The organism is Streptomyces cavernicola (genome assembly GCF_029968035.1).
Classification (GTDB): domain Bacteria; phylum Actinomycetota; class Actinomycetes; order Streptomycetales; family Streptomycetaceae; genus Streptomyces; species Streptomyces cavernicola.
Genome location: NZ_JASCIQ010000072.1, coordinates 1 through 16184, shown reverse-complemented (window position 1 = coordinate 16184; position 16184 = coordinate 1). Strand labels below are relative to the sequence as shown.

Sequence of the window (16184 nt, the reverse complement as noted above, 5' to 3'; positions counted from 1 at the left end):
TGGGGGTCCCCCCTGCTCGAGCGAAGCCGAGAGCTTGGGGGAGGGGGTCCGGGGGCTGGCCCCCGTGCCGACGGCAGTCTTTCGGGAAGGGGCGGGGTGGGGATCCGGAACGGGGACCGGGGCGGAGCCCCGCGGCGGGGACCGGGGGCGCAGCCCCGAAGCGGGGGGCGGGGCGGTAGTTCCGGGCGGGGTGCGGGGCGGTAGTTCCGGGCGGGGGGCGGGGCTGAAAGGCCCGCAGGGGCCACCGCACCCCCGGCTGGGGCCGAGGGGCGGGACGACGGTGGTCCCTGCGGGGGGACGCGGCATCCGCGTCCGGGGCGTTCAGGAGGTCCGGGAGCCGCTCCGGAGGAGTCCTGCGCGCCGACACCCACCAAGGTGCCGGACCCGTGTTAAGCGAGTGCTGCGCCCACGTGTCGCCCCCGTACCGATTCCCCCAACCCCGCGCGTGGGGGCGGACATTCGGCCCGTACAGGTCCGTACAGCTCCGTACAGGTCAGTCAAGCGCACCCCCGTGGTAGCGGACGCCCGGGTTCCACAGGAGGAAGCCCTCGATGCCGTCGGACCGGGCCGCGTCGATCTGGGCCCGCACCTCCGCGTCGCCGTAGCTGACGCCGAGGGAGAAGTCCTGGATCCAGGGGACGATCGCGGCGTCGGTGTGCTTCGTCTCCTTCACGAAGTCCGCGAGGGACTTCTTGGTGATCGGGTACGGCTGGGAGTTGGGGTCCGAGACGCCGTACTCGCCCGGCGCCCAGTGCGAGGGGTAGATCATCGGCGCGATGTAGTCGGACACCTGGGCCAGTGCGCCGACGTCCTGGGCGATCTCCTTGGGGCGGGTGACGGCGATGCCGAACACCGAGACGCCCAGGAACGCGCCGTGCTCGCGGGCGACGGGGCGGGTCTCGGCGACCATGTCGGTGATGGACTGCTCGGGCGTGGTGTCGCCCAGGCCGGGGAAGGACATCTTGCTCAGCGGGCCGTCGGGGCGGCGTATGTAGTCGTAGAGGATGTCGTCGAAGCCCAGCTTCGCGGCCTCCTCCGCCAGGTCGAGGTGGTACTGCCGCACTTCCTTGTTCGCGAAGTTGGTGAACGAGAGATCGCCGTAGCTGCCGCCGTCGTAGGGGCCGCCGCCGGGGGTCTGCACGACGCGGTCGCGGTCCCCGGACTTCCAGGACTTCGAGGCGAGGATCGGGTCGCGGAAGGCGACGATGCGGCCGACGACCGTGCCGCCCGCCTCGTGGATCTCCTTGACGGCCTTCTTCGCGTCGTAGTAGCCCTTGGCCGCGCCGATGCTCTTGGCGAGCGGCACCTTCGAGTCGTAGCCGATCTCGCCCAACTCGTCCTTGATGTCGAGCTGTACGGCGTTGATCTTCTTCTGCTTCAGGAGCCTCATCACGGGCTCGCGCAGCCGGTCGGAGGCCCAGCCCTGGGAGCTGACGTGTACGGCTTTCAGCAGCGGACGCCGCACGGTGACGAGCGCCTTCTGCCGGGCGGTGTTCCCCGCGGCGTCGGTCGCGGTGACCGTGGCGTGCGCGGGCGGGCGCGGGAGCCGGGCGGCGAAGGAACCGTCCTGGTCCATCCGCGCCTTGTGGCCCGCGACCGTCACCTCCCTCGCCCCGGGCGCCCTGCCCTCGACGGTGACGGGCCCCCTGAGCGTGTCGGCCTCCGTGTCGGCCACCTCGATACGGGGCGCGGTCGTGTCCACGGTGAGCCTGCGCACGACCTCGGTCGCTTCGGTGAACACCGATCCGGGCTTCGTCACGCGCAGTTCGTGTTCCCCGTCCTTGAGCGCACCCCACCGCACAGAGAGCGCGCGGCCGTCCGTACGCGCCCGCAGGGGCTTGCCGTCGACGGTGACCCGTATCCCGTCCAGCTTTCCGTCGCCTGCTGCGGTGACCGCGAATCCGCCCTTGCGCAGGGCCTCCGCGTTGACCCTTCCGTCCCTTGCCAGGCCGTCGAGGCGCAGCTCGGGGCGGCCCGCGGCGCGGGCGATGAAGGTGCCGCCGATCACCAGAACCAGCGCGAGCAGCCCGCAGGCGAGGGTGGCGACCCGTCTGCGCGGGAAACGACCGGAGGAGGGAGCGGAATCGCGGGGGGAGAGGGAGGGGAGCCAGTTCGTCCGGTCGAGCCGCATAAGCACACCCTTCAGGAGGTCTCGTGCGTCGTCGTCTTCTCCGTAATGGCACAACTGCCGTGTCGCTGTTGGTTCTTGCCGCCGTGACGGTCTCCTGCGAAGAGGCCGGGAAAGATGCGCCGCAGGACGGCGCCGGGGCCGCGAAGTCCGCCGATGAACTGCAGGGTTCCCGCTCCGCGACGCCGGGACACCAGTCCCGGAGCCCTCAGCCGGCTAAACCTCCGGCGCCGGAGAAGGTCGGGGCGAACGAGCTCGCCGCCGTGCCGGTGCTGATGTACCACCAGATCGTCGAGAAGCCGAGCAGCGTGTACGACCGGACCCCGGAGGCCTTCCGTGCCGAACTGGAGCGGCTGGCCCGGGAGAAGTACGTGCCGGTGACCGCCGGCGACTACGCGGCGGGGACCATGGACATCCCCGCGGGCACCCACCCCGTCGTGCTCACCTTCGACGACTCCACCGACAGCCAGCTCCGCCTCGGCGCCGACGGGGAGCCGGTCGACGACTGCGCGGTCGGCATCCTGCGCGAAGTGGCCCGCGAACACCCGGACTTCAAGGCCCGCGCGACCTTCTTCGTCAACGGCGGCGCCTTCTCCGCCACCGGGCACAAGACCGCGCTGGCCTGGCTGCACGAGAACGGCTTCGAGATAGGCAACCACACCCGCGACCACGCCGATCTCGCCGGGAGCGGCGCCGACGGGGCACGGCGGCAGATCGCCGAGGGTCAGGAGTCCATCCTGCGCGATGTCCCCGGCGCCGAAGTGGCCTCCCTGGCACTGCCGTTCGGCATCCAGCCCGCGCCCGCGTCCGTGGCGCTGTCCGGGAGCGCGGGCGGGACGGCGTACGAGAACCGGGGCGTCTACCTCGTCGGGGCCGGGCCCGCGCCCTCCCCGTACGCGGCCTCCTTCGACCCGGCGGGCATCCCGCGCATCCGCTCGGCGCCGCTCAAGGGCCAGGACGCGCAGTACGGTTCCGCGCACTGGCTCGATCAGCTCGCCGACGGCGCGGTCGCCCGCTACACCTCCGACGGCGATCCGGACCGCGTCTCCTATCCGAAGGACACGTCGGCGAAGCCCGGGAAGCAGCCGGGAGGCAAGCTTCGCCCGTACTGACCCCCCGGGTGGGGGCGGGACGTGCGGGCCGTACGCCCGAACCGCCCGCCCCCGCCTGTCACTTCTTCTCGCGGGCCAGGAACGAGAGCAGGTCCTGCCGGCTCACCACACCCGTCGGCTTGCCCTCGACCAGGACGATCGCCGCGTCCGCGCCGCTCGTCGCGGAGAGCACCGACATCAGGTCGGCCACCGGCTCGCCCGAGCCGACCTGCGGCAGCGGCGCCGACATGTGCTTCTCCAGCGGGTCGGCGAGCGAGGCGCGCTGCGTGAACAGCGCGTCGAGCAGCTCGCGTTCGACGACGGAGCCGATGACCTCCGCGGCCATCACGTCCGGGTGGCCCGCGCCCGGCTTCACGATCGGCATCTGCGAGACGCCGTACTCGCGCAGCACGTCGATGGCCTCGCCGACGGTCTCCTCCGGGTGCATGTGCACCAGCTTGGGGATCGCGCCCTCCTTGTGCTCAAGGACGTCGCCGACCCGCGGCTCGTCACCGGGCTGCTCGAGGAAGCCGTAGTCGTTCATCCACTCGTCGTTGAAGATCTTCGAGAGGTACCCGCGCCCGGAGTCCGGGAGCAGCACCACGACCACGTCGTCCGGACCGAGCCCCTCCGCCACCTTCAGGGCCGCCACGACCGCCATGCCGCAGGAGCCGCCGACGAGCAGGCCCTCCTCCCTGGCGAGCCGCCGGGTCATCTGGAAGGAGTCCTTGTCCGAGACGGCGACGATCTCGTCCGTCACGTTCCGGTCGTACGCGCTCGGCCAGAAGTCCTCCCCGACGCCCTCGACGAGGTACGGCCGCCCGGAGCCCCCGGAGTACACGGAGCCCTCGGGGTCGGCGCCGACGATCCGGACGCGGCCCTCGCTGACCTCCTTCAGGTAGCGGCCGGTGCCGGAGATCGTGCCGCCCGTGCCGATGCCCGCCACGAAGTGGGTGATCTTCCCCTCCGTCTGCTCCCACAGCTCGGGCCCGGTGGTCTCGTAGTGCGAGCGCGGGTTGTCGGGGTTGGAGTACTGGTCCGGCTTCCAGGCGCCGGGCGTCTCACGGACGAGCCGGTCAGAGACGTTGTAGTACGAGTCGGGGTGCTCGGGGTCGACGGCCGTCGGGCAGACGACGACCTCCGCGCCGTACGCCCGCAGCACGTTGATCTTGTCCGTGGAGACCTTGTCCGGGCAGACGAAGATGCACTTGTAGCCCTTCTGCTGCGCCACGATCGCGAGGCCGACCCCCGTGTTGCCGCTGGTCGGCTCGACGATCGTGCCGCCGGGCTTGAGCGCGCCGCTCGCCTCGGCCGCCTCGATCATGCGCAGCGCGATGCGGTCCTTCACGGAGCCGCCCGGGTTGAAGTACTCGACCTTGGCCAGGACGGTCGCCTTGATGCCGGCGGTCACGTTGTTGAGCCTCAGCAGCGGGGTGTTGCCGACGAGACTGATCATCGAGTCGTGGAATTGCACCGTGGTCTCCGGTTCTCCCTAGGAATGCCGCCAGCCTAAGTGGAATTGGGCTGTCCGGCGCTGTGGTCCGAGAGCCTCGCCAGGTCGGAGATTGACCGACGGTGCGTACCGGGCAAGGAGTTGATGTACGGCGCTACAAGGAGGTGGCTTCGGTCCATGTCGAGGGCAAGGGTGGCGCGGCGGATCGCCGCGGGCGCCGCGTACGGCGGCGGCGGAGTCGGACTTCTGGGCGCGGCGGCGGTCGGGGTGCTCCTGACCGAGGTGCAGCTGGCGAAACGGCAGGTGGGCACGGCCCCGGGCGCCGATCCGGTGCAGCCGCCCAACGCCGACGGCCTGTACGGCAGAGCGTTCCTCGAACCCGGGGACACCCGCTCCCCGCTGCGCCTCACCCTGCTCGGCGACTCCACCGCCGCGGGCCAGGGCGTGCACCGCTCCGGGCAGACCCCGGGCGCGCTCATCGCCCAGGGCCTCGCGGCGGTGGCGGAGCGCCCGGTGCTGCTGCGGAACGTGGCGCTGCCGGGGGCGCAGTCCGACGACCTGGCCCGGCAGGTCACGCTACTGCTCGCCAACTCCTCGGCCGTGCCCGACGTATGCGTGATCATGATCGGCGCCAACGACGTCACGCACCGGATGCCCCCGACCCGCTCGGTCCGCTGTCTCGCCGCGGCGGTGCGGCGGCTGCGCACCGCGGGCGCCGAGGTGGTCGTCGGCACCTGCCCCGACCTGGGCTCGGTCGAGCAGGTCTACCAGCCGCTGCGCTGGCTGGCCCGCCGCGTCTCGCGCCAGCTGGCCGCCGCCCAGACCATCGGCGTGGTCGAGCAGGGCGGCCGTACGGTCTCGCTCGGCGATCTGCTCGGCCCGGAGTTCACGGCCAACCCGCGCGAGCTGTTCGGCCCGGACAACTACCACCCGTCGGCCGAGGGGTACGCGACGGCGGCGATGGCGGTGCTGCCCACGGTCTGCGCGGCGGTCGGCCTCTGGCCGGAGGAGGAGCGCCCGGACGCCTTCCGCGACGAGGGCTTCCTGCCGGTCGCACGCGCGGCGGCGGAGGCGGCGTCCGAGGGCGGTACGGAGGTCACGGCCGCGATGCCGACCGGACCTCGGGGCCCGTGGGCTCTCCTCAAGCACCGCAGGCGGCGGCGCATCCACGCCCCGGAGCGCGCGGGCAACGGCCACGAGGAGGCCGCGGCCGCGGAGTCCCGGCCCGCATCGGAGCCCACCGAGCCCACAAACCCTGAGCAAGCGCTTAGAAAAGAGGCGGGTGTCACACGGCAAGAGCGATGACCTTGGCTCTACGTGCAGGTAACTTCCCTCACGGTCCTGCCCAAACCCCAGTAGGGAGCCCCCTCGTGCCTGAAGCCGTGATCGTCTCCACCGCCCGCTCCCCCATCGGCCGCGCCTTCAAGGGCTCCCTGAAGGACCTCCGGCCGGACGACCTGACCGCGACGATCGTCCAGGCCGCCCTCGCCAAGGTCCCCGAGCTCGACCCGCGCGACGTCGACGACCTGATGCTCGGCTGCGGCCTGCCCGGCGGCGAGCAGGGCAACAACCTCGGCCGCATCGTCGCCGTGCAGATGGGCATGGACCACCTGCCCGGCTGCACGATCACCCGCTACTGCTCCTCGTCCCTGCAGACGACCCGCATGGCGCTGCACGCCATCAAGGCCGGCGAGGGCGACGTCTTCATCTCGGCCGGCGTCGAGATGGTGTCCCGCTTCACCAAGGGCAACTCGGACTCGCTGCCGGACACGCACAACCCGCTCTTCGCCGAGGCCGAGGCCCGTACCGCCGCGGTCGCCGAGCAGGAGGGCACCAGCTGGCACGACCCGCGCGAGGACGGCCTCGTGCCGGACGCGTACATCGCGATGGGCCAGACCGCCGAGAACCTCGCCCGCCTGAAGGGCATCACCCGCGAGGACATGGACGCCTTCGGCGTGCGCTCGCAGAACCGCGCCGAGGAAGCCATCAAGAACGGCTTCTGGGAGCGCGAGATCACCCCCGTCACCACCCCCGACGGCACCGTGGTCAGCAAGGACGACGGCCCGCGCGCCGGCGTCACCCTGGAGGGCGTCTCGGGCCTCAAGCCCGTCTTCCGCCCCGACGGCCTGGTCACGGCCGGCAACTGCTGCCCGCTGAACGACGGCGCCGCCGCCCTCGTCGTCATGTCCGACACCAAGGCCCGCGAGCTCGGCCTGACCCCGCTCGCCCGCGTCGTCTCCACCGGCGTCTCCGGCCTCTCCCCCGAGATCATGGGCCTCGGCCCGGTCGAGGCGTCGAAGCAGGCCCTCAAGCGCGCCGGGCTCGGCGTCTCCGACATCGACCTGTTCGAGATCAACGAGGCCTTCGCCGCCCAGGTCATCCCGTCCGCCCGCGACCTCGGCATCGACGAGGACAAGCTGAACGTCAACGGCGGCGCCATCGCCGTCGGCCACCCCTTCGGCATGACCGGCGCCCGCATCACCGGCACGCTGATCAACTCGCTCCAGTTCCACGACAAGCAGTTCGGCCTGGAGACCATGTGCGTCGGCGGCGGCCAGGGCATGGCCATGGTCATCGAGCGCCTCAGCTGACCCTCAGGCCCCGTACGTCACTCCTGACTCGAGGGGGCGCGCACCGGGCGCGCGAGGGACGACTCGCGCGTCTCGTGCACCCCGCGTAACCCCCCGAGTCCTGGCCGTGACACAACCTCCCCCAGGATGTGACATACATCCCGGGGGAGTAGCCTTTTCGCAGGTCAGAGGGTTGGGGGTAAAAACTGCGGGTAGAAAGACCTGTCCGTTTCGTGACCTAATGCACTGACAGCCCTCAGCCGTCTCCGACAAGCTGTTGTAGTAAGTCGGGGGTCGACTTGAAACCGGGAGTACGTCAGTGAGCGCCATGACTCTTGCCCTGCTGCTCGCCACCGCCGCCTCGACGGCCGTGGGAGCTGCCGCACTGCACACCGTGCGTGGCCTCCGGAAGCAGCTCGTCGAGATCTCCGCGCTGCGTACCGAGCTCGCCACGAGCCTGGCCCAGCGCCCTCTTCTCGACGCCGTGCCGCACGCCCGCGACGCCGCCGATCCCGTCGTGCCCGCCCAGGGCGCCGACGCGATCCGGGCCGCCGTCGCCGAAGCCCTCGCCGAGGAGCGGGAGCGCGAGCTGGCCGAGGCGCGCGCCTTCTGGGCCGCGCAGGAGGCCCGCGACGCGGCCGACGCCCCGTCGCTGCTCGGCGGCCTGCCGCCGCACCTGGCCGAGGAGCTGTTCCTGCCCCGCCAGTCCGACTTCGTCGGTCTTGAGCGCGAGCTGCAGCACGAGCTCGCCGAGCCCGCCGAGGAGCCGGCCGCCACCGACGAGTTCCCCGAGGACTCCCCCGAGCTGGCCGCGGCCCGCCGCCGCCACCCCTCGCACCCCGACTTCGTGCCCGTCCAGCAGGTCCGCGACGGCGCCGCCACCGGCGACCACGAGTACACGCTGCGCTGCCTGGAGGAGCTCGCCCAGGACCGCACCGCGCTCTCCGACGTCCGCCCCGGCCCGCTCGGCACCCTGGACGTGTACGTCTTCGCCGACGGCACGACCCTGTGCATGACCCCGGGTCACCGCGAGACCGCGGAGCGTCTGGCCGAGGCCCTGCAGGCGGGCGACACCCCGGTGCTGCTCGGCGGCTCCGGAGTCTCCGGCGCGTACACGCTGACCTTCGGTTGCGGCGAGGAGAACGTCTACATCCTGGCGGACCGCGTCATAGCCTCCGCCTGACCCCGCAGGGACCCCTAGGCCCCGAAGCGCGCCGGTGTTCACACGCCGGCGCGCTTCTGTGCTTCCCGCACCAGGTCGACTGCTTCCGTGAGCTGCGCCTCGTCCGTCAACACGAGGGCCAAGTCGCGCCCCGCGACGGTGACTTGGTCGGAGACCGCGAACAGGCCCGCGTCGGGCATCTCCCGCGGTTCGGTCGAGGGGTCCTCGATGGTCTGCGCGCGCACCGCCAACTCCCTGGCGAGGGACCGGGCTTCGGCCGCGGCGACGCGCTGGAGGCGGCTCTCCGGGGCGGCCCGCAGGCGGTCGGCGAACTGGTCCACGGCATCCGTCAGAGGCGTCGTATCAAGCACCCTGCGACCCTATGCGCCCGCACAGGCCTGTTGCCAACGCTCGGACACTCAGGCACGGTGACGTGAAGGACTCGCATCGACAGCGTCCGGAGGCGCCGATGTCCCTAGTCTTCTCCGAGGAGACCCACCGCAATCTGCTCTCCCGCATCCCTCATTGCACCGGTCGCGAAGTCGCCGAGTGGCTTCGCAAGATCGACGAGGGCCCGTCCTTCCTCCGCTTCGACGAGAAGGTGAGCTGGCTCCGCGCCGAGTACGACCTCGCGTACGGTCACGCCAAGGCGATCGTCCACGAGCACGACATGAGGAGGGCCGCGCGCAGACTGAAGTGAGTCCGCGGCGGCTCGCCCACGACGCCGAAGGGCCCGCGAAGCACATGCTTCGCGGGCCCTTCGCTTGCGACGGGACGGGACGTCAGTCGCTGTTCAGGATCGAGATCAGCCGCAGCATCTCCAGGTAGATCCACACCAGGGTCATGGTCAGACCGAACGCGGCCAGCCAGGACTCCTCACGCGGAGCGCCGTACGCGATGCCGTCCTCGACCTGCTTGAAGTCCAGGGCGAGGAAGAACGCGCCGAGCAGGATGCCGACGATGCCGAAGACGATGCCGAGGCCGCCGCTGCGGAAGCCGAGGCCGTCACCGCCGCCGAAGACCGCGAACAGCAGGTTCACGGCGGTCAGGACCAGGAACGCCGTGGCGGCGATCATCAGGAAGCGCGTGAAGCGCTGGGTGACGCGGATGATGCGGGTCTTGTAGAGCACCAGCATCGTCACGAAGACGGCCATCGTGCCGAGCACGGCCTGCATGGCCGCGCCGTCCGCGACGTAGGTGTTGATGTAGTTGCTGATCGCGCCGAGGAAGACGCCCTCGAAGGCGGCGTACGACAGGATCAGCGCGGGGTTGGCCTTGCGCTTGAAGGACTGCACGAGGCCGAGCACCATCGCGATCAGCGCGGCGCCGATGGCGATGCCGAGGCCGACGTTCATCACCCAGGCGACGGTGGCGCCGGCGATCACCAGGCCGAGCGTGATGCCCGTCCGCATGACGACGTCGTCCATCGTCATCTTGTTGCCGGTGCTGACCGGGGCCTGCGGGGCGCCGTACTGGACGTCCTGCTGCACGTAGGGGTTCTGCGCGTACGGGTTCGTCGGCGCCTGGGCGTACGGGTTGCCGCCCGCGTACGGGTTGCCCTGTGCACCGACGGCGGGGCCCCCGGCCTGCGGCGCCGAGCCGAAGCCCGCGTAGCCGTTGTCGCGGCTGAACCCCCGTCGCGAGAAGACCGGGTTGCTGCTCCTCATTTCACTCCTCAACGCCAATCACGACCGGCCGCGTGCGCGGCCGTACGACAAGGGTAATGCGTAAGCAAAAGATGCACCCTAGTGCTCCGGGAGGATCTTTCCCTCATCTCTGTGGAGAACGCCGGGCTTCAGCCCAGCTGTTCCCGCAGCCAGACCCGGATCTCGCGGGTGACCGGGTCGGCGATGTCCCCGAACTCGTCGTGCTTGGTGAGGAACTTCGCCACGTACGGGCAGACGGGCACGATCCGCTTGCCGGCGGCCCGCACGTCGGTGAGCGCCTCCTGGACCAGGCGTCCGGCCAGGCCCTGTCCGGCGAAGGCGTCGTCGATCTCGGTGTGGTAGAAGACGCGCTGGTCACCGTGGTCGCGGTAGGCGGTGAGCCCGGCGCGCACGCCGTCGACGACGATCTCGTAGTGCTGCTCGGCGTCCACACGGCGGACGACGGGCCCGGCCTCGGTCTCGGTCATGGGGTCCTCCAGGGGTTCAGGCGTACGGGTTCGGGCGTACGGGTTCGGGCGTACGGGCTGGGACGTACGGGGGTCAGGCGCGCGGCGGGTTCTTGCGCGGCATGATCACGGCGTTCGGGAGGGCGGGCGCGGGCAGCCGCTCGCCCGGGTAGCCCTCGACGGCGCCGAAGCGGTCGGTGGCGTTCTCCCAGTCCTCGCGGGCGCGCGCGATGTCGTCGTGGCTGCGGCCGATGAAGTTCCACCACATGACGATCTCCTCGTCGAAGGGCGGGCCGCCGAGCAGGATCGCGCGGGCGGCCGCGTCCGAGGTGTTCGTCAGGGTCAGCGCGGCCACGCCGGGGTGCGCGTACCCCATCTCGGCCCGGCGCACGGCGGTGTCGGCCAGGCGCACCTCGCCTCGGTCGACCAGGAGGCCGTGCTCGAAGGCGGGGTCGACGGCGAGCGTGACCGTCGCGCCCGGGTCGAGGACCAGCTCGGCGCCGAGCAGCGGCGTGAAGGTGCGCACCGGCGACTCCTGCCCGGCGAGCGCGCCGAGGAAGACGCGGAGCTCGGCGCCGTCGACCCGGACCGGCTCGGGCACGTGGTGCTGGAAGTCCCGTGCGGCGTCCCGGTGTTGCTCGGGCAGGGCGACCCAGAGCTGGACGCCGTGCAGGACGGTGGTGCCCGGCGTGGAGGTCTCCGAGTGGCAGATGCCGTGCCCGCCGGTCATCAGGTTCAGCTCGCCGGGCCGTACGAAGGCGTGGCTGCCGAGGCTGTCGCGGTGCTCGATCTCGCCGCTGAACAGCCAGCTCACGGTCTGCAGGCCGATGTGCGGGTGCGGGGCGACGTCCATGCCGCCGGTCGCGGCGACGTCGTCGGGGCCGTAGTGGTCGGCGAAGCACCAGGCGCCGATGAGCGTGCGGGCGCGCTGCGGGAGCGTGCGGCGTACGGTCATGGCGCGGGGGCCGCCCAGGGGGACGTCGCGTGCGGTCAGGACCTCCACGCGGGCGTCGGCCGGGTGCGCACCGTCCACGGCGGCTCCGCAGCGCAGTTCCATGGGTTTCGTCTCGACATTGCTCACCGTGGACCACCATCCAAAGTTGTTCTATATTCAACTTCTACCGGTGATCATAGGTCGGCGCCACCGGAACGTACACACCCACCCCGCCGGCCGGGCGACCCGAAGGAGCCTCGCCTTGAGCGAGCACGTCCACACTGACAGGCACGTCCAGAGCGGCGAGCGGCCCCACCCCGACAGGCGGGTCCTCATCGACAAGCAGAGCCCCACGGCGTACCGCGCGCTGGTGCAGACGGCCGAGGCGGTGCGGACCGTCGCGGCCGAGGCCGGCCTGGAGCGCCGCTTGGTGGAGCTGATCGACCTGCGGGCCTCGCAGATCAACGGCTGCGCCTACTGCCTCGACGTGCACACCAGGGCGGCCCTGCGCGCGGGCGAGACCCAGCAGCGGCTCGGCACGCTCGCCGCCTGGCGGGACACCGAGCTGTTCACGCCCGAGGAGCGCGCGGCGCTCGCCCTCGCCGAGTCCACGACCACGCCGTCGGACCTGGCCCTGCGGGACAGCGCGTACGCCGCCGCACGCGCTGTGTTCACCGACGAGCAGATCTCGGCCGTGATCTGGGTGGCCGTCACCATCAACGCGTTCAACCGGGTGTCGATCCTGAGCGCCCATCCCGTACGGGCCCGCTGAGGAGCCGCAGGGGGCGGCGCGCGCCGCGAGGGGGGGAGGCGAGGAGAGGTGCCCGGAACCGGATTTGAACCGGTACGCCCCCGAGGGGCAGCGAGGTTTAAGCTCGCCGTGTCTGCATTCCACCATCCGGGCAGACCGTGGACTCCGCGTCGTGCGGGGTCTCCTGAGCCTATCGGGAGGCGTCCCCCGAACGGCCGAACTACAGCCCGATGTTGTCTTGTTTTATTGACGTCTGAGGGTCCGTCAGCGCTCTTCAGGGGTGTTCCGCGCTTACGGAACGGCCCTGCGCAGGCGCACGGGGGCGGCAGCTAAATGACGGGATTCTGTCGCCCCGCGCGCGGGTGAGCGGCGCTCCACGCGGGGGTGAACGGCCGTCCGCGTGCGGCTGACGGGCGGTCCACGTCAGGGTCGGGGCTCCTCCCCAGGTATGACGCCGGGCCCCTCCGGTCAGCCTGAAGAGGAAGCGGCGAACGAGAGCTGGGGCTGACTTCCGGTCGCGGATCCGCAAGCACGATGGAGACCGGAAGTTGACGTCGTGCCGACAGGAGCCCCTCCCCGTGACCACCACACCCGTCGCTCAGCAGGCGACCGCAGTAGCCGCGCGTGCCACCGAGCTGACCAAGGTCTACGGCCAGGGCGAGACCCAGGTGGTCGCCCTCGACCGGGTCACCGTCGACTTCCGGCAGGCCGAGTTCACCGCGATCATGGGCCCGTCCGGCTCCGGCAAGTCGACCCTGATGCACTGCGTCGCCGGGCTCGACTCGTTCAGCTCCGGCTCCGTCCGCATCGGCGACACCGAGCTGGGCTCCCTGAAGGACAAACAGCTGACCAGGCTCCGCCGGGACAAGATCGGCTTCATCTTCCAGGCGTTCAACCTGCTCCCCACCCTCACCGCGTACGAGAACATCACGCTGCCCATGGACATCGCCGGGCGGAAGCCGGACAAGCAGTGGGTCGAGCAGGTGATCGGGATGGTCGGCCTGTCCGGGCGGCTCGGGCACCGGCCCGGCGAGCTCTCCGGCGGCCAGCAGCAGCGCGTGGCCGTGGCCCGCGCCCTCGCCTCGAAGCCCGACATCATCTTCGGCGACGAGCCGACCGGAAACCTGGACTCCCGCTCCGGCGCCGAGGTCCTTGGCTTCCTGCGCAACTCCGTACGGGAGTTGGGCCAGACCGTCGTCATGGTCACGCACGACCCGGTGGCCGCCGGGTACGCCGACCGCGTCGTCTTCCTCGCCGACGGACGCATCGTCGACGAGCTGCACGAGCCGACCGCCGAGTCCGTACTGGATCGCATGAAGCGCTTCGACGCCAAGGGCCGGACCAACTGAGCCGCAGCAGCCACCGCCACTGACTGCCTCTGACTTCCAGAACAGGACTTCAGGAACCATGTTCCGTACCGCCTTGCGCAATGTGCTCGCGCACAAGGCCCGGCTGCTGATGACCGTGCTCGCCGTCCTTCTCGGCGTGGCCTTCGTCTCCGGCACCCTGGTCTTCACCGACACCGTCTCCGACGCGTTCCAGAAGAGCTCCGCCAAGGGCTTCGAGCACGTCGACGTCGCCGTACAGCCGAAGAAGGGCGCGGACGCCGAGCCCGGCGCCGAGCCCCGGCTGAGCCAGGAGCTGCTCGACCGGGCCGCGAGCGTGCCCGGCGCCGCCTCCGCGACCGGCAGCGTCTCCGGCTTCGCCGCGCTCGCCGACAAGGACGGCAAGCTGATCGGCGAGGGCTGGTCCACGACCGGCGCCAACTACTACGGCGCCGACGACCCCCGATACCCGATGAAGGACGGCCGCGCCCCGTCCGGCGCGGACGAGATCGCGCTCGACGCGAAGACCGCGGAGCGCGCCGGGTTCCAGGTCGGCGACACCGTGCGGATGTCCGTCGACGGGCCCGTACGCACGCCGAAGGTCTCCGGCATCTTCACCACCGACGACGGCAACGTCGCCGCCGGCGGCAGCCTCGCCCTCTTCGACACCGCGACCGCGCAGCAGCTGTACGGCAAGCCCGGCGAGTTCAGCGAGATCGACGTACGGGCCGCGCCCGGCACCGGCCAGGCCGCGCTCAAGGCCGAGGTCGAGAAGGTGCTGCCGAAGAGCGCCGAGGCCACCACCGGGACCGAGCTCGCCGACGAGCAGGCGCGGCAGATCGAGGACGGGATGAGCGGCATGCAGACCGGCATGCTCGCCTTCGCCGGGATCTCGCTCTTCGTCGGCGTCTTCATCATCGCCAACACCTTCACGATGCTGGTCGCCCAGCGCACCAAGGAGCTGGCCCTGATGCGCGCGGTGGGCGCATCCCGCCGCCAGGTCACGCGGTCCGTGCTCATCGAGGCGTTCGTCGTCGGCGCGGTCGCGGCCGTGGTCGGCCTCGCCGCGGGCGTCGGCATCGGTGCGGGCCTGCGCTCCCTGATGGGCTCCTTCGGCGGCAGCGTGCCGGACGGGCCGCTCGTGGTCGCGCCGTCCACGGTGATCGCCTCGCTGGTCGTGGGCGTCGTGGTGACGATGCTCGCCGCCTGGCTGCCGGGCCGCCGCGCCGCGAAGATCCCGCCGGTCGCCGCGATGAACAGCGTGCACGCCACGGCGACCACCAGGTCCCTCGTCGTACGCAACACCATCGGTGCGCTCTTCTCCGGCGCGGGCGTCGCCGCCGTGCTCGCCGGGACGCGGATGGGCGACGGCGGCAAGCTGCCGATGGGCCTGGGCGCCGCGCTGCTCCTCATCGGCGTCTTCGTCCTCACGCCGCTGCTCTCCCGGCCGATCATCGCGGCCGCCGCCCCGCTCCTGCGGCTCTTCGGGGTCTCCGGGAAGCTCGCCCGGCAGAACTCGGTGCGCAACCCGCGCCGTACGGCCGCGACCGCGTCGGCGCTGATGATCGGGCTCACCCTGATCACCGGCATGACGGTGATCGCGGGCAGCGTGCAGAAGGCCATCGACAAGATGGCCACGGACTCCGTCAAGGCCGACTACGTCGTCTCGATGCAGAACTTCAACACCCTCTCCCCCGACGTCGAGAAGAAGCTCGCGGACCTCGACGGCGTCACCGCCACCAGCCCGCTGCGCAACTCGCCCGCGCTGGTCGACGGTGAGCAGGAGTACCTGACGGGCGTCGACGCGCAGACCATCGGCTCGCTCGCCTCGCTCGACTTCGAGCAGGGCTCGTGGGACGGCCTCGGCGGCGGCAAGGTCGTCGTCGACAGCGACACCGCGCAGCGGTACGGCTGGAAGACCGGCTCGGAGTTCCGCGTCGCGTACGAGGACGGCAGGAAGGGCGAGCTGCGGGTCGCCGGCGTCTACCAGGGCAACGAGATGATGCGCGGCATCATGCTCGACAAGGACCAACTCGCCCCGCACCAACGGCAGATCACCGACATGCAGGTGATGGTGAAGACGGCGGACGGCGCGACGCCCGCGGCCAAGGACTCGATCCGCGCGGCCCTCGGCGACAACCCGGCGATCGCCGTCGAGGACAAGCAGGACATCTCCAACGGCATCGCCCAGATGTTCACGCTGATGCTGAACATGCTCTACGGGCTGCTCGCCATGGCCGTCATCGTGGCCGTGCTCGGCGTGATCAACACCCTGGCGATGTCGGTCTTCGAGCGCTCCCAGGAGATCGGGATGCTGCGCGCCATCGGCCTCGACCGCAGGGGCGTCAAGCGGATGGTGCGCATGGAGTCCCTGGTGATCTCGCTCTTCGGCGGGGTCCTCGGGATCGGGCTCGGCGTGTTCTTCGGCTGGGCGGCCGGGAAGCTGATCGGCTCGTCCCTCGCGACGTACGAGCTGGTCCTGCCGTGGGGCCGCATGGGGCTCTTCCTCGCGCTCGCGGCGGCGGTCGGAGTCCTGGCCGCGCTGTGGCCTGCGCGGCGCGCGGCCCGCTTGAACATGCTGGGCGCCATCAAGGCGGAGTAGAGGGGGGCGGGGTGGGGCTCCGCCCCAGACCCCGCTCCTCAAACGCCGGAGGGGC

The 16184-nt window shown here is 71.3% G+C and carries 14 protein-coding genes and 1 tRNA gene; 8 read left to right on the top strand and 7 right to left on the bottom strand.

Features of this window, described 5'->3' with window-relative positions; genetic code table 11:
- Nucleotides 1–493 precede the first annotated feature (493 nt).
- On the bottom strand, nucleotides 494–2131 hold the full coding sequence (locus tag QIS96_RS36920; RefSeq protein WP_282547258.1) for a putative glycoside hydrolase: 1638 nt from the start codon (nucleotides 2129–2131) through the stop codon (nucleotides 494–496).
- A 23-nt stretch (nucleotides 2132–2154) separates the two neighbouring features.
- Here QIS96_RS36920 and QIS96_RS36915 point away from each other — a divergent pair, with 23 nt between their 5' ends.
- A complete protein-coding gene (locus tag QIS96_RS36915) occupies nucleotides 2155–3240 on the top strand; it encodes a polysaccharide deacetylase family protein (RefSeq protein WP_282547257.1) in 1086 nt (361 codons plus the stop codon).
- A gap of 58 nt (nucleotides 3241–3298) precedes the next feature.
- Here QIS96_RS36915 and QIS96_RS36910 read toward each other — a convergent pair whose 3' ends face one another.
- A complete protein-coding gene (locus tag QIS96_RS36910; protein ID WP_282547256.1) occupies nucleotides 3299–4693 on the bottom strand; it encodes a cystathionine beta-synthase in 1395 nt (464 codons plus the stop codon).
- A 156-nt stretch (nucleotides 4694–4849) separates the two neighbouring features.
- Between QIS96_RS36910 and QIS96_RS36905 the strand changes: the two genes are divergently transcribed.
- The 3 genes from QIS96_RS36905 (at nucleotide 4850) to QIS96_RS36895 (ending at nucleotide 8425) form a co-directional block, all read left to right on the top strand.
- Entirely contained in the window at nucleotides 4850–5977 is a 1128-nt protein-coding gene (locus QIS96_RS36905; RefSeq protein ID WP_282547255.1) for an SGNH/GDSL hydrolase family protein, read from the top strand.
- Nucleotides 5978–6042: 65 nt separating this feature from the next.
- Entirely contained in the window at nucleotides 6043–7263 is a 1221-nt protein-coding gene (locus QIS96_RS36900; RefSeq protein ID WP_282547254.1) for an acetyl-CoA C-acetyltransferase, read from the top strand.
- Nucleotides 7264–7570: 307 nt separating this feature from the next.
- Complete coding sequence (locus tag QIS96_RS36895; RefSeq protein WP_282547259.1) at nucleotides 7571–8425, top strand: hypothetical protein; 855 nt, start codon at nucleotides 7571–7573, stop codon at nucleotides 8423–8425.
- Between the two features lie 38 nt (nucleotides 8426–8463).
- On the opposite strand, the gene QIS96_RS36890 is transcribed toward QIS96_RS36895, so the two are convergent.
- On the bottom strand, nucleotides 8464–8775 hold the full coding sequence (locus tag QIS96_RS36890) for a hypothetical protein (RefSeq protein WP_282547253.1): 312 nt from the start codon (nucleotides 8773–8775) through the stop codon (nucleotides 8464–8466).
- A 98-nt stretch (nucleotides 8776–8873) separates the two neighbouring features.
- Between QIS96_RS36890 and QIS96_RS36885 the strand changes: the two genes are divergently transcribed.
- Nucleotides 8874–9104 carry a DUF4287 domain-containing protein gene (locus QIS96_RS36885; RefSeq protein WP_282547252.1) on the top strand — a complete coding sequence of 77 codons (231 nt, stop codon included), beginning with the start codon at nucleotides 8874–8876 and terminating at the stop codon, nucleotides 9102–9104.
- Nucleotides 9105–9186: 82 nt separating this feature from the next.
- Here the strand turns inward: QIS96_RS36885 and QIS96_RS36880 are convergent, their stop codons facing one another.
- The 3 genes from QIS96_RS36880 to QIS96_RS36870 all read right to left on the bottom strand — a co-directional run bounded on the left by QIS96_RS36880 (nucleotide 9187) and on the right by QIS96_RS36870 (nucleotide 11598).
- A complete protein-coding gene (locus QIS96_RS36880; RefSeq protein WP_282547251.1) occupies nucleotides 9187–10071 on the bottom strand; it encodes a Bax inhibitor-1/YccA family protein in 885 nt (294 codons plus the stop codon).
- Nucleotides 10072–10199: 128 nt separating this feature from the next.
- On the bottom strand, nucleotides 10200–10538 hold the full coding sequence (locus tag QIS96_RS36875) for a GNAT family N-acetyltransferase (protein WP_282547250.1): 339 nt from the start codon (nucleotides 10536–10538) through the stop codon (nucleotides 10200–10202).
- A 73-nt stretch (nucleotides 10539–10611) separates the two neighbouring features.
- Nucleotides 10612–11598 carry a pirin family protein gene (locus QIS96_RS36870; protein WP_282547249.1) on the bottom strand — a complete coding sequence of 329 codons (987 nt, stop codon included), beginning with the start codon at nucleotides 11596–11598 and terminating at the stop codon, nucleotides 10612–10614.
- Nucleotides 11599–11713: 115 nt separating this feature from the next.
- Here QIS96_RS36870 and QIS96_RS36865 point away from each other — a divergent pair, with 115 nt between their 5' ends.
- A complete protein-coding gene (locus tag QIS96_RS36865; RefSeq protein ID WP_282547248.1) occupies nucleotides 11714–12223 on the top strand; it encodes a carboxymuconolactone decarboxylase family protein in 510 nt (169 codons plus the stop codon).
- A gap of 49 nt (nucleotides 12224–12272) precedes the next feature.
- Here the strand turns inward: QIS96_RS36865 and QIS96_RS36860 are convergent.
- Nucleotides 12273–12355: transfer RNA gene (locus tag QIS96_RS36860), tRNA-Leu, on the bottom strand.
- Between the two features lie 425 nt (nucleotides 12356–12780).
- Between QIS96_RS36860 and QIS96_RS36855 the strand changes: the two genes are divergently transcribed.
- Nucleotides 12781–13551 (top strand): ABC transporter ATP-binding protein, encoded by a 771-nt coding sequence (locus QIS96_RS36855; RefSeq protein WP_282547247.1) that lies wholly within the window; start codon nucleotides 12781–12783, stop codon nucleotides 13549–13551.
- A gap of 58 nt (nucleotides 13552–13609) precedes the next feature.
- Nucleotides 13610–16129: an ABC transporter permease gene (locus QIS96_RS36850; RefSeq protein WP_282547246.1), complete on the top strand. Its 2520-nt coding sequence runs from the start codon at nucleotides 13610–13612 to the stop codon at nucleotides 16127–16129.
- Nucleotides 16130–16184 lie beyond the last annotated feature (55 nt).